At 62.4% G+C, this 13,244-nt stretch carries 11 protein-coding genes, 1 tRNA gene and 2 rRNA genes (1 of these 14 cut by a window edge); 9 read left to right on the forward strand and 5 right to left on the reverse strand.

Annotated elements, in window-relative coordinates:
* Nucleotides 1-359: 359 nt before the first annotated feature.
* Nucleotides 360-1,022, reverse strand: a complete 663-nt coding sequence (locus NKH83_RS04410) for a TetR/AcrR family transcriptional regulator (protein ID WP_352802241.1) — start codon at nucleotides 1,020-1,022, stop codon at nucleotides 360-362.
* A 106-nt stretch (nucleotides 1,023-1,128) separates the two neighbouring features.
* Between NKH83_RS04410 and NKH83_RS04415 the strand changes: the two genes are divergently transcribed.
* The 3 genes from NKH83_RS04415 to NKH83_RS04425 are packed head-to-tail and all read left to right on the forward strand — an operon-like array spanning nucleotide 1,129 to nucleotide 3,626.
* Complete coding sequence (locus tag NKH83_RS04415; protein WP_352802243.1) at nucleotides 1,129-2,325, forward strand: Tm-1-like ATP-binding domain-containing protein; 1,197 nt, start codon at nucleotides 1,129-1,131, stop codon at nucleotides 2,323-2,325.
* Between the two features lie 11 nt (nucleotides 2,326-2,336).
* On the forward strand, nucleotides 2,337-3,176 hold the full coding sequence (locus tag NKH83_RS04420; RefSeq protein ID WP_254816729.1) for a phosphoenolpyruvate hydrolase family protein: 840 nt from the start codon (nucleotides 2,337-2,339) through the stop codon (nucleotides 3,174-3,176).
* Nucleotides 3,177-3,200: 24 nt separating this feature from the next.
* Entirely contained in the window at nucleotides 3,201-3,626 is a 426-nt protein-coding gene (locus NKH83_RS04425) for a cupin domain-containing protein (protein WP_352802245.1), read from the forward strand.
* 6 nt (nucleotides 3,627-3,632) lie between these two features.
* Here the strand turns inward: NKH83_RS04425 and NKH83_RS04430 are convergent, their stop codons facing one another.
* Nucleotides 3,633-4,820: a M24 family metallopeptidase gene (locus NKH83_RS04430; protein WP_254816727.1), complete on the reverse strand. Its 1,188-nt coding sequence runs from the start codon at nucleotides 4,818-4,820 to the stop codon at nucleotides 3,633-3,635.
* A 363-nt stretch (nucleotides 4,821-5,183) separates the two neighbouring features.
* On the opposite strand from NKH83_RS04430, the gene NKH83_RS04435 reads away from it, so the two are divergent.
* The 6 genes from NKH83_RS04435 to NKH83_RS04460 all read left to right on the forward strand — a co-directional run bounded on the left by NKH83_RS04435 (nucleotide 5,184) and on the right by NKH83_RS04460 (nucleotide 11,150).
* On the forward strand, nucleotides 5,184-6,794 hold the full coding sequence (locus NKH83_RS04435; protein WP_352802247.1) for an ABC transporter substrate-binding protein: 1,611 nt from the start codon (nucleotides 5,184-5,186) through the stop codon (nucleotides 6,792-6,794).
* 268 nt (nucleotides 6,795-7,062) lie between these two features.
* Entirely contained in the window at nucleotides 7,063-8,049 is a 987-nt protein-coding gene (locus NKH83_RS04440; protein ID WP_352476328.1) for an ABC transporter permease, read from the forward strand.
* Nucleotides 8,046-8,876: an ABC transporter permease gene (locus NKH83_RS04445; RefSeq protein WP_352476327.1), complete on the forward strand. Its 831-nt coding sequence runs from the start codon at nucleotides 8,046-8,048 to the stop codon at nucleotides 8,874-8,876. Before NKH83_RS04440 ends, NKH83_RS04445 begins: the two co-directional genes overlap by 4 nt.
* Nucleotides 8,873-9,859: an ABC transporter ATP-binding protein gene (locus tag NKH83_RS04450; RefSeq protein WP_352802250.1), complete on the forward strand. Its 987-nt coding sequence runs from the start codon at nucleotides 8,873-8,875 to the stop codon at nucleotides 9,857-9,859. Before NKH83_RS04445 ends, NKH83_RS04450 begins: the two co-directional genes overlap by 4 nt.
* The gene (locus tag NKH83_RS04455; RefSeq protein ID WP_254816722.1) at nucleotides 9,856-10,647 is read left to right on the forward strand and encodes an ATP-binding cassette domain-containing protein; all 792 of its coding nucleotides are present in this window, start codon (nucleotides 9,856-9,858) and stop codon (nucleotides 10,645-10,647) included. The genes NKH83_RS04450 and NKH83_RS04455 overlap by 4 nt, the downstream gene beginning before the upstream one ends.
* Nucleotides 10,644-11,150 (forward strand): L-2-amino-thiazoline-4-carboxylic acid hydrolase, encoded by a 507-nt coding sequence (locus NKH83_RS04460; protein WP_254816721.1) that lies wholly within the window; start codon nucleotides 10,644-10,646, stop codon nucleotides 11,148-11,150. The genes NKH83_RS04455 and NKH83_RS04460 overlap by 4 nt, the downstream gene beginning before the upstream one ends.
* Nucleotides 11,151-11,714: 564 nt before the next feature.
* Here the strand turns inward: NKH83_RS04460 and NKH83_RS04465 are convergent.
* The 3 genes from NKH83_RS04465 to NKH83_RS04475 all read right to left on the reverse strand — a co-directional run.
* A tRNA-Met gene (locus NKH83_RS04465) sits at nucleotides 11,715-11,791 on the reverse strand.
* A 130-nt stretch (nucleotides 11,792-11,921) separates the two neighbouring features.
* Nucleotides 11,922-12,036, reverse strand: a 5S ribosomal RNA gene (gene rrf, locus NKH83_RS04470).
* A gap of 96 nt (nucleotides 12,037-12,132) precedes the next feature.
* Nucleotides 12,133-13,244: ribosomal RNA gene (locus NKH83_RS04475) — 23S ribosomal RNA — on the reverse strand; it runs 1,695 nt beyond the window's last position.

The following is a 13,244-nucleotide window of genomic DNA, read 5'->3' on the forward strand; positions in this document are numbered from 1 at the left end:
CATGCGGGCCGGCGGCGAGGCCGGCCCTGGTAGTCCTCCCGTGACGGCACCGTTCCGGTTTTTGAGCCTCCTCGTTCGACCGAAACGGATATTAGCCTTCACCCTTTTGATCCGCTTTATTTGTCCTGATCTGGTATTACCAATTCCAGAGGAACGTCAAGCCCTTTCTTGGACGGCGACAGACGCGCAGACAAGTTGGTTTCTGCGATATCTGCCTGTTTTCCCTGAATTTTCCTACTCTTTGATACATAAATGCCTTACTTGGACCGCTGCATCGGTAGTAGCATGAATAGTCAGGTTGAAAATCTGGTCGAACCAGATTGACGTTATCTAGCGGCCGACGTCGGCGCGATCCCATCTCATTCAGTCACCGATTCCGTCACCGCCGCGCGCACCAGAGCGCCGGCCGCCCATTGCGCGACCGACATCATGCGGCGGCTATCCAGTCCCCATATATCCTTCAAAACGATCAGCACCTCAACGCCGAAGATCAGCGACAGCGCCTGCGCGAGCCGCTTGAATTCGCGCGGCGGCAACTGGCCCTTGAGTGGCGCGATCGCATCCTTCAAAAGCTCGATGCGATGGCCGCGCGTGAAGGCCGGTTCGCCGCCCAGCGTGCCTGCCTGTCGCTGTGCCCACTGGTCGAGCGACAGTTTCAGCGCCGCCTTGAACGTCGCTTCGAAGGCCTCGATGCGTGGCATGGCGGTGTCGAACAGCTCGGCCACCCGGCGCTCCGGATCGGCAGAGCTCGATTGCCAGGTAAGGATCGGCCCGAGCCCTTCGTCGACCACCGCCTGCACCAGCGCCGCCTGGCTCGGAAAATACCGATAAGCGGTGGCGCGCGAGACTTCCGCTGCTTCCGCCACCTCGCTGACGGAGGGCGTGGCGCCCGCCTGCATCAGCTTTGTCGCCGTCTCCAGCATCAGCCGCTTGGTGCGCGCGCGGGCCCCGCGCTCAGCCCGCGGGCTGGCGCCTTGGCCGGCGTCGTCGTTCACTGTCGCTTGTTGACGTGAGACATCCATGTCAATACGATACGCGCGTCTCAAAAAATTGCAATGGCCCTTCGCCCATCGAACGGCCAGGCAAAGGGGCGGCAGCGCCGAACACGCCCAAGACCGGGGAAACGCGATGAAGCGCATCTATGTGGTGGGCACCGCCGACACCAAGGGCGAGGAACTCGCATTTCTGTACGATGCGGTCGCCGCTACCGGCGCTTCGATTGCCCGTGTCGACATCGGAACACGCGGCGCGACCGTGCCGGTCGACATTTCGGCCGACGAGGTCGCCAGCCACCATTCCGAGGGTCGCAATGCCGTGCTCGGCGTCGACGATCGCGGCACCGCTGTGGCGGCAATGGCTGCCGCCTTTGCCCGGTTTGTTCAATCGCGCAGCGACATTGCCGGGATTGTCGGCATCGGCGGCGGTGGCGGCACCTCGATCATCACCGCAGGCATGCGCACGCTGCCGCTCGGCCTGCCCAAGATCATGGTTTCGACCTTGGCTTCCGGCGACACCGGACCTTATGTCGACATCTCCGACATCATCATGATGCCGTCGGTGACCGACATGGCCGGCCTCAACCGGCTTTCCCGTGTCGTGCTGCACAATGCCGCCCAGGCGATATCAGGCATGGCGGCAAAGCCGGCGCCGCCGGCCGACGGCAGACCCTCGATAGGCCTGACCATGTTCGGCGTCACCACGCCATGCGTGACCGCGATCGCCGATGAGCTTCGTTCGACCTATGACTGCATGGTCTTTCATGCCACCGGAACCGGCGGCCGCACCATGGAAAAATTGGCCGACAGCGGCCTGTTGTCCGGCGTCATCGACATCACAACAACCGAAGTCTGCGACTTGCTGCTTGGCGGCGTGCTGCCGGCGACCGAAGATCGCTTTGGTGCCATCGCCCGCACCGGGCTGCCTTATGTCGGCTCGGTGGGCGCGCTCGACATGGTCAATTTCTGGGCGCCGCCGACAATTCCGGAACGCTATCGCGGCCGGCTGTTCTATGAGCACAATCCAAACGTCACACTGATGCGCACCACTGCCGACGAAAGCAGAACGATCGGCGAATGGATCGGTACAAGGCTGAGCCTCTGCCCGGGTCCGGTTCGTTTCCTCATTCCGGAGAAAGGCGTGTCGGCGCTCGACATCGAAGGCGGCGCCTTCTTCGACCCTGAAGCCGATGCCGCATTGTTCGAGGCGATCGAGCGTACCATCAAACCCGCCAAAACGCGGTGCGTGCTGCGCCTGCCGCTGCACATCAACGATCCGGAATTCGCCTGGGCCGCCACAACGGCCTTCCTCGACATCGCCAGACAGTGAGACACCAAGACATGGCCGCCATTCCGCGCAAGAAAATCCTGGAGAAATTCCGCATGATGATTGCGGATGGCGTGCCGATCGTCGGCGGCGGTGCCGGCACCGGCCTGTCGGCCAAGGCCGAGGAAGCTGGTGGCATCGACCTGATCATCATCTACAATTCCGGCCGCTACCGCATGGCCGGGCGCGGCTCGGCCGCCGGCCTGCTCGCCTATGGCAACGCCAACGAGATCGTCAAGGAGATGGCCTACGAAGTGCTGCCGGTAGTGAAGAAGACGCCGGTGCTGGCCGGCGTCAACGGCACCGATCCCTTCGTCATCATGCCGCTGCTTTTGGCCGAGTTGAAGACGATGGGCTTTTCCGGCGTGCAGAATTTTCCGACCATCGGCCTGTTCGACGGCCAGATGCGGCGGAGTTTTGAAGAAACCGGCATGGGCTTCGAGCTCGAAGTCGACATGATCGCCGAGGCTCACAAACTCGACCTGTTGACCACGCCCTATGTCTTCAACCCAGACGAGGCGCGCGCCATGACAACAGCCGGCGCCGACATCGTCGTCGCCCATATGGGGGTGACCACCGGCGGCTCGATCGGCGCGACGTCGGCTAAATCGCTGGACGACTGTGTCAGCGAGATCGACGCCATCGCCAAAGCGGCACGCTCAGTGCGCGAGGACATAATTCTGCTTTGCCATGGTGGGCCGATCTCGATGCCGGACGACGCCAGATATATTCTCGAGCGTTGCAAGGGCCTGCACGGGTTCTATGGCGCCAGTTCGATGGAGCGGCTGCCGGCGGAAGCCTCGATCGCCAGGCAGACGGCGGATTTCAAGGCCGTCACGTTCGGCGCTGCGTAGAGACCAGCAAAAGAAGGTGGGACGATGACCGACAACAGCAAGGTATTCGTATATCCAAAAGACGTCAGCGTCTTCGGCTTCGACTGGGGCAGGCTGTCGATGACGGTCGCTCCCGAAGTGAACGGCGCAAAGCGATTTTCCGGTGGTGTCGTCGACCTCCCGTCGGGCAAGGGCCATACGCGTCATAACCATCCGGGTGCGGAGGAGATCATCTTCGTCATCTCAGGCAATGGCGAGCAGATGGTCGAGGACGAGAAAGGCAACCCGGTCGTCGAGAAGGTCGGCCCCGGCTGCACCATCTATGTGCCGGAAAGCCGCTTCCACTCGACGCTTAATACCGGCGACGGGCCGATGCAGCTTTTCGTCGTTTACTCGCCGGCCGGGCCGGAACTGGCGTTGCGCGACCTGCCGGATTTCAGGCAGCTACCGCCAAGCGGGGAACTGAGATAGAAGCGCCTAACCCCCGCCCCTGTTCCAGCCCCGGCCCCGGTCGCCGAACATCACGTACCCTGTGTCGGTGACCGCCACCGTGTCCTCCAGCTTGATGAAGCCGCGCGTCGGGTGGAGCATGGTCGTCTCGACCGAAAGCACCATGTTCTTCTCCAGCGGCTTTGCGGCATAGGTGCCTTCATAGGTCACCGGATGGTTGGTCATCAGGAACGGCGCTTCATGCGTGATCAGCCCCATGCCATGCGCGAAGAAATCGGTATAGGGCGCAACCTTCGACTTCTTCAGCACACCTTCGGCATGAGAAATCATGTCACCGCCCAGCGTGCCCGCCTTGACCCTGGAGAAGGCCGCCTGCTGCACTGTCTCGATCTCGGCCAACAGATCCTCGAGTTCGGCGTCAGGCTCGCCCAGCACGCCCATGCGGCAAAGGTCGCCGATATAGCCGTGGTAGTTTCCGCCGGAATCGATCGACATCACCTCGCCCCGTTTCCACGCCTGCGGCGAGGCGGCGCGGTTGTGGCTGGAGCCTAGCGTCAACAGGCAATATTCGAAATGCGCGCCGCGATTGGTCTCCTCGCGCCTGAGCTGTTCGATGATCTCCCTCTTGGTCGTGCCTTCGCGTGCCCAGCCGATGGTCGCCAGCATGGAATCGGTGATCAGCTCGGAGGCGATGCGCAGCTTCTCCAACTCGGCCTCGGTTTTGATTGCCCGCATGCGCTCCAGCATATCAGTCGCATCGATCAGCTTGGCATCCGGCAGCGCGTTACGGATTAGCATATAGGCGTCGGACGGCAGGAAGGCGGGCTCGATGCCGATGCGGGCATTGCCCTTGCCGATCTTTCGCAAATGCTCGACCGCCAGATTGGCGGCATCGAGCGTGCCCCAGCAGGCGGCATGCAGTGTCGGCGTCCAGAATGGATGGTTCTGGTGCTCGCCGCCTTCCATGCGGTTGCCGATATAGGCGGCATGCTCCGGCCCACCTTTCTCATAGACGACGACAGGCAGATAACGGCTGTGGCCGATCGCATCCATGGCGGCGAAGAAGATGAACTTGTACCCACCAAGCAGATATTGCGTGTTGTGCTTGGAGGTGGCGAGCAGCACGTCGATGCCGGCCTCCTCCATCAGCCCGTCCACCCTGGACTGGTCGAACGGCACGCCGCCGACGGCATTTTTGCCTGGGGCAATGTTCATGTCTCTCTCCCTGAAATCCTTAGCTGGCCGCTCGCCGGCACCGGCTTTTCCGGCTCTGAACCTCGGCTATGCTTAAATCTGCATCATTTTGCCCGATCTGGTCCAGCCAGAACGGGCGAACCGGCCCAAAGCTGGTCCACCTGCTGCACTTTACTCCAGTCTGGGTCCTGCCAGAACCGCGCATCGAACCGTTTCTATACAACTGGTCCAACGGACGGAAATTTCAAAGCCACGTGAGGATGCGCCAATTCCGTCTTTGGCGAAACCCCGCACAAGGCCCATAATCAGCTTTGCAGGATGCTTACGAGCGCCCGAGGGGTACGGCGGACCCGGCCGGGTCCGCGGAGAGGACGGAGTTCGATCATGCCAGAGTTCACCATTTCCAGACGTACGATGCTTGCGGGTTCGGCATTGCTGCTGGCCTCCACCGCGATGCCGACGATCGGGTCGGCGCAGACGCCGAAAAAGGGCGGACGACTGGTTGTCGCCGCTGATTCCGAGCCGCGCAATCTCAATCCGGCGATCGTCGCCTCGAACGGCGTCTTCTTCATTTCGAGCAAGATCGTAGAACCCTTGGCTGAGGCCTCCTTTGACGGCAAGGACGGGCTCGATCCGCGCCTGGCGCTCAGCTGGGAAGGTGCCGCCGACGGCCTGTCGGTGACGTTCAAGCTGCGCGAGGGCGTCAAATGGCATGACGGTAAACCTTTCACCTCCGGCGATGTCGCGTTCTCGGCGCTGCATATCTGGAAGCCGCTGCAGAATCTCGGCCGCACCGTGTTCAAGGATCTGGAGGCGGTCGACACGCCGGACGAAGCCACCGCCGTGTTCAAATTCGCCAAGCCGACACCGTTCCAGCTGATCCGCAACGCCTTGCCGGCGCTGAGCAGCGTGGTGCCCAAGCACATCTACGAGACCGGAAAGATCGAGGACAACCCGGCCAACAACGCCCCGGTCGGCACCGGCCCGTTCAAATTCGCCGAATACAAACCCGGCGAATGTTACCGGCTGGAGAAGAATACGGATTATTGGGGCAAGGACGAGCCCTATCTCGACGAGATCATCTATCAGGTGCTGCCGGACCGCACAGCAGCGGCCAGCGCGCTCGAGGCCGAAGAGATCCAGCTCGCCGCCTTCTCCGCCGTGCCCCTCGCCGATCTCGACCGCATCTCCAAAGTGCCCGGCCTCAAGGTGATCACCAAAGGCTACGAAGGGCTGACCTACCAGCTCGTCGTCGAGATCAACCATCGCCGCAAGGAGCTGGCCGACCTGAAAGTGCGCCAGGCGATCGCTCACGCCATCGACAAGGATTTCGTCGTCAAGACGGTGTTTCTCGGCTATGCCGCCACCGCCACTGGCCCGGTGCCGAAAAACGACCCGCAATTCTACACCGCCGACGTGCCGACGTACGCCTTCGACGTCGCCAAGGCCAACACCTTGCTGGACGAGGCCGGCTACAGCCGAGGCGATGACGGCAAGCGCTTTTCACTGAAACTGCTGCCGGCGCCCTATTTCAACGAGACCAAGCAGTTCGGCGACTATCTGCGCCAGGCGCTCGCCGCCGTCGGCATCGACGCTCAGCTGGTCAACAACGACTCGGCCGCGCATATCAAGGCTGTTTACACCGACCACGCCTTCGACCTTGCGGTCGGGCCGCCGGTGTTCCGCGGCGATCCTGCGATCTCGACCACCATCCTGGTGCAGAGCGGCATTCCAGACGGCGTGCCCTTCTCCAACCAGGGCGGCTATAAGAACGCCGAACTCGATGCCCTGATCGCCAAGGCATCGGAGACGCTCGACACCGCCGCCCGCACCGGACTCTACAAGGAGTTCCAGAGAAAAGTTGCCGCTGACCTGCCACTGATCAACGTCGCCGAATGGAGTTTCATCAGCGTCGCACGTGATACGGTCAAGAACATCGCCAACAATCCGCGCTGGGCGGTATCGAACTGGGCGGACACTTGGCTGGAGGGGTAAGGAAGTCTCTCCAGACTTGCGCGCCGCTTGTGTGCTCAGCTTCAACGATGAGAGCTTTTTCGCGCCCCCCTCTGTCCTGCCGGACATCTCCCCCACAAGGAGGGAGATCGGCTGTCATTGTCGCTTTCGCCAATCTCCAGCGTTGCAAGACGGCCGGCAACGCCGAAGCTGCCAATCTCCCTCCTTGTGGGGGAGATGTCCGGCAGGACAGAGGGGGGCGCCGTAGAGCGCGGCACCCAAGACTTGGCTCTCCTATCGGCGTTATGCCATGACCCGCGCTGTCATCCTCGTTCGCCGCCGTCTCGTCGGCAGCATCTTCGTGCTGCTGATTGTCGTCATCGGCACCTTCCTGTTACTCGAAGCCGCTCCCGGCGACGCGGTCGATGCCTACATCGTCTCGACCGGCGGCGACGCCGGGATGATCGAGCTGTTGCGTCACCGCTGGGGTCTCGACCAGACGGAACTGACGCGGCTCGCCAATTATCTTTGGGCGCTGCTGCATCTCGATCTCGGCCAATCGGTCACCTTTTCGCGGCCGATCCGCGACGTCATCCTCGAGCGCCTGCCCAACACGCTGCTGTTGATGGGCAGCGCCACCGCGCTCTCCTTCGGTCTCGGCTCGGCACTCGGCATCTATGCCGGCGCCAGGCCCGGCAGTTTTCGCGATCGCTTTCTGTCCATCGGTTCGCTGGCGCTCTATGCCGTGCCGGGCTTCTGGCTTGGGCTGGTGCTGATCATCGTCTTTGCCGTCGACCTGCGATGGTTTCCGATCGGCGGGATCGAGAGTATCGCCTCGGCCCGGACCGGCCTCGATCGCGCCGCCGATATCGCCCGCCATCTCGTCCTGCCGGTTTCCGCGCTCGGCTTCATCTATCTCGCGCTCTATCTGCGCATGATGCGCGCCGGCATGGCCGAGGTCTGGCGACAGGATTTTGTGCTGGCCGCCCGCGCCAGGGGACTTTCCCGCCGCCGCATCGTGCTCGCTCACGTCGCCCGCAATGCGCTGTTGCCGCTGGTCACCATGCTTGGCCTGCAGTCCGCGCAAATGTTGGGCGGCAGCGTCGTTATCGAAAGCGTCTTTTCCGTGCCAGGCCTTGGCCGGCTGGCGCAGGAAGCGGTGGCGGCACGCGACACGCCGTTACTGCTCGGTATCATTCTCATCAGTTCCGTCCTGGTCGTCATCATCAACCTTCTCGTCGACATCGCCTACGCCTTCCTCGATCCGCGCGTCGGGGCCAGTGAGGCCGGCGCGTGAGCCCGCTTCGCCGCTTTCTTCGGACCCCGGAAGCGATCGCCGGCACGGTCATCCTGACGGCGCTGTCTGCCGTGGCGCTTGCCGCACCTTTGTTCTTTCCGAGCGATCCGCAGGCCATTGCCGGGTCGGCATTGCTGTCGCCGTTCCAGGACTGGTCGCTGCCACTCGGCACCGACCGTCTCGGCCGTGACGTGCTGGCCGAGCTTTTCCACGGCGCCCGCACCTCGCTGGCGGTCGGCCTGGCAGCAGCAGCCACCGCGCTTGCCATCGGCGCCGTAATCGGCACGTTGGCCGGTTTTGCCGGCGGCCTTGTCGACGAGGTGCTGATGCGCATCACCGACGCTTTCCAGACCGTCCCAGCCTTCCTGCTGGCTTTGGCTTTCGTCAGCATTGTCGGGCCGTCGCTCGGCGTCGTGGTCGCTGCGATCGCGCTGGGCGCCTGGACCGGACCGGCACGCGTGGCGCGGGCCGAAGTGCTGTCGATCCGCGAGCGCGATTTTGTTGCCGGCGCCCGCGTCATCGGCATGCATCCGCTGGAGATCGCCCTTCGCGAGGTGCTGCCCAACGCGCTGCCGCCGGTACTGGCGTTGTCGTCGGTGATCGTCGCCGCGGCTATTCTCACCGAAGCGGCATTGTCTTTTCTCGGCCTCGGCGACCCCAACCGCGTTACCTGGGGCGGCATGATCGCCGAAGGCCGCGCCGTGCTGCGCACCGCGCCCTTCCTCTCGATCGTTCCGGGAATAGCACTCGTACTGACCGTGCTCGGCGTCTATCTCGCCGGCGAAGGCGTCGTCGAGACGACATCGGTGAGGAGGAGCCTGTCGTGACGGCGCTTGCTTCGATCCGCAATCTGACGGTGACGTATCGCCGCGAAGGCGCCGAGGTGGCGGCGCTGAAGCATATCAGCTTCGATGTCGCCGCTGGCGAGCGCCTCGCCATCATCGGCGAGAGCGGCTCGGGCAAGAGCACGTTGGCGCTGGCGATTGCCGGGCTGCTGCCGGCCACTGCCAAGATCGAAGGCCATATCGATTGGCTCTTGCGCCCGCCGCCAATGTTTGGTGCCAAGGCACCCCCCTCTATCCTGCCGGACATCTCCCCCTCAAGGGGGGAGATTGCGCTTTCATCTCTGCCTTCGCCAATCACTGAAGCTGGCCGAAAGGAACCGGCTGCGGAACTGCCGATCTCCCCCCTTGAGGGGGAGATGTCCGGCAGGATAGAGGGGGGTGCGACGGAACGCCGGCCTAAGTTCGTTCCCCCCGGAGGCCGTGATATCGGCTTCGTTTTCCAGGACCCATCCGCCAGTCTCGATCCGGTCATGCCAATCGGCAAGCAGATCGCGGAAGTCGCGCGCACGCATCTCGGACTTGACTGGCGACACGCCTATGCCAGAGCAAAAATCTTACTCGAACGCGTCCGTCTGCCCGACCCCGATGCCGCTTTGCGCGCCTTTCCACATCAGCTCTCCGGCGGCCAGAAGCAGCGCGTGGCGATCGCCGCCGCGATCGCGGCCGGGCCGAAACTGCTGATCGCCGACGAGGCGACCAGCGCGCTGGACACCATCGTGCAGGCCGAGATCGTCGGGCTGATCCGGCGACTGGTGTCCGAGGACGGCATGACGCTGCTGTTCATCAGCCACGACATCGGGCTGGCCGCCGAACTGGCAGAGCGCATCGCCGTGTTCCGGCATGGCGAGCTGCTCGAGCTAGGTGCGACGGCGCAGGTGATCAGTGCGCCGCGTCACGCGTACACAAGGGCGCTGCTCGACGCCAATCTCGGTCTCGACGCCGAGCCGCTGCTGCAGCGAACATGACCAGTCCGCTGCTCGCCGTTTCCGGCCTGACCAAACGATACAGTAGCGGCGGCAAGATCATCGCCGCGGCCGACGATGTTTCCTTCCACATCGAGCATGGCGAGACGCTGGCGCTGGCCGGACCTTCCGGCAGCGGCAAATCGACGATCGCTCGGCTCATACTGCGGCTCATCGAAGCCGATGCTGGCCGAATCGAATTTGAAGGCAGTGATTTCCTGTCGTTGAACGGCGCCGCGTTGCGCGACCGGCGCGCTCATCTGCAGATGGTGTTTCAGGATCCGCTCGCCGCCTTGAACCCACGCGCCACGGTGGCGCGTGTGCTCGACGACCCCTTGCGCATCCATCACATCGCCTCTCGCGCCGAACGCCCGCGCCGTATCGTCGCTCTGCTGGAACGCGTCGGCCTCAGCGCCGGTCTCGCCGGCCGCGCCATTCACGAAATCTCCGGCGGTCAGCGCCAGCGCGTTGCAATCGCCCGCGCCATCGCCACGAAACCGTCGCTGGTCGTGCTCGACGAGGCGGTGTCGGCGCTCGACGTTTCGGTGCGCGCGCAGATCCTGCGGCTGCTGCTCGACCTTCAACGCGAGGAGCGCATCGCCTATCTGTTCATTTCGCACGATCTCGGCGTCGTCCGTGCCATCGCCCACCGCATCGCCATTCTGGACGGCGGGCGGATTGCCGAGAGCGGCGATGCCCGCACCGTCATCGACGCGCCGCAATCCGCGATCGGCAAGGCGCTGGTGGCGGCAGCGCCAAAACTGTCGAGGATCGAACGGGACGCATCATGACCGACGCCGAAGCCCGAGCCGAAAAACTGTCGCGCGAACTCGATTCCGCCTTCCGTAACCGCGCCGATCTCTATCGTCTGTTGCTCGATGAGCTAACTGCGGAAGTTGGCGCGGAAAAGGCTGAGGCGATCATGATCCGCACCATTGAACGGCGAGGCAGGGAAGTTGCGGCGGCGGCCTTCGCCGATTTCGGCCCCAACGACGCACCGGCGATCGGCGAGGCGTTCCTGGCCGTCAGCCCGGATGGCGGTCGCATGTATCCGACCGACGTCGAACGCGGTCCGGACCGCATCGCCTTCAAGGTCAGGCGCTGCCCGCTGAAGGACGCCTGGCTCGAAGCCGGCGTCGACGACGAGAAACTCGCCACGCTCTGCCGCATCGCCGGCGCCTTCGATCGCGGCCTGTTCGAGGCCACCGGGGTACGCTTCGACAATGTCACCTGGACACCGGGCCACGGTTTCGGCTGCTGCCACATCGCTTTGACCAACCGGGATGCCGGTTAGAGCTGCAACTCGAGCCATGTCGGCGAAGACGTAGAGTTCCGTTCCGTTGGGCAGCACGGAGCCAACAAAAACTCCCGGCGGCATAAGGCCACGGCAATCAAATCAATCCGAGATTTGTCGGATTGCGGCATCCTTGTTCGTCTTCTGTAGGGGAGTTCCTGTAGGTGAATTATGAGCGCATTGCCGGTAGTCAAAACGAGACGCAAAGGCAAGACCCTTACGCAGAGCATGCTGATCCCAACCGAGAAAATGGTCGCTGACGAGCTCCGGGCTGCACGACCTGGCCACTTGTCGGACCTTGCAGAGCTACGACGTAAGCTCGCGGCAAAATACGGAGCAGACGCCTGCTGCCCGGTGACTGTGCGGCGGCACTTGGTGCATATCAGTCAAGACGGCAGCGCGCCCTTTTGGCGCGTCGTAAATCCCGATCGGCCATTCGCCCGACGTATGAGAGGTGGATCGGAGCACATACGCGAAAAATTGGCGGCGGAATGCTAAGTGTCCTGTCGCGGCACTTCAGCGCATACGAAAACGGCCCGCACAAGGCGGGCCGTTTTCGTATTTTGGTTGCGGGGACAGGATTTGAACCTGTGACCTTCAGGTTATGAGCCTGACGAGCTACCGGGCTGCTCCACCCCGCGTCAACCCTAAAGGTAAGCCTTGGCTCACCGTATTCAAGCTTCCGCCAAATGAAAAGGCCGCTTGCGCGGCCCGGAGTCCCGTTGGCGGGCCTGTTTGTAAGGAGAAGATTAAACAACGTGCGCTTGGCAGACCTGGCAGCGACCTACTCTCCCGCGTCTTGAGACGAAGTACCATCAGCGCTGGAGCGTTTCACGGCCGAGTTCGGAATGGGATCGGGTGCAGCCGCTCCGCCATAACCACCAGGTCGGCAAAACGCACGTTGCTCGAGAAGCTGTTTTCTGTGCCATCCATCTCGGCGCAATCGAAGGATTGTCGCCAGAAATGGGCATTAGGAATGAGAACGATCAAGCCGATCGAACTATTAGTACCGGTAAGCTTCAAGCGTTGCCGCTCTTCCACACCCGGCCTATCAACGTGGTCGTCTTCCACGGTTCTCAGGGAATACTCGTTTTAAGGTGGGTTTCCCGCTTAGATGCCTTCAGCGGTTATCCCGTCCGGATATAGCTACCCTGCTATGCGGCTGGCGCCACAACAGGTCCACCAGAGATCCGTCCATCCCGGTCCTCTCGTACTAGGGACAGATCCTTTCAATATTCCTACACCCACGGCAGATAGGGACCGAACTGTCTCACGACGTTCTGAACCCAACTCACGTACCGCTTTAAATGGCGAACAGCCATACCCTTGGGACCTGCTCCAGCCCCAGGATGCGATGAGTCGACATCGAGGTGCCAAACAACCCCGTCGATATGGACTCTTGGGGGTCATCAGCCTGTTATCCCCGGCGTACCTTTTATCCGTTGAGCGATGGCCCTTCCACGCGGGACCACCGGATCACTATGACCGACTTTCGTCTCTGCTCGACTTGTCAGTCTCGCAGTCAGGCAGGCTTATGCCATTGCACTCAGCGAACGATTTCCGACCGTTCTGAGCCCACCATCGCGCGCCTCCGTTACTCTTTAGGAGGCGACCGCCCCAGTCAAACTACCCACCATACATTGTCCCGGACCCGGATAACGGGCCGCGGTTAGACATCCATAGTGATAAGGGTGGTATTTCAAGGGTGGCTCCACCTGAGCTGGCGCCCAGGTTTCAAAGCCTACCACCTATCCTACACATGCCACTACGAATGCCAATGTAAAGCTATAGTAAAGGTGCACGGGGTCTTTCCGTCTAACCGCAGGAACCCCGCATCTTCACGGGGAATTCAATTTCACTGAGTCTATGCTGGAGACAGCGGGGAAGTCGTTACGCCATTCGTGCAGGTCGGAACTTACCCGACAAGGAATTTCGCTACCTTAGGACCGTTATAGTTACGGCCGCCGTTTACTGGGGCTTCGATTCAGAGCTTGCACCCCTCCTCTTAACCTTCCAGCACCGGGCAGGCGTCAGACCCTATACGTCGTCTTGCGACTTCGCAGAGCCCTGTGTTTTTGATAAACAGTCGCTACC

Source organism: Mesorhizobium sp. M0909 (assembly GCF_040319515.1).
Classification (GTDB): Bacteria; Pseudomonadota; Alphaproteobacteria; order Rhizobiales; family Rhizobiaceae; genus Mesorhizobium.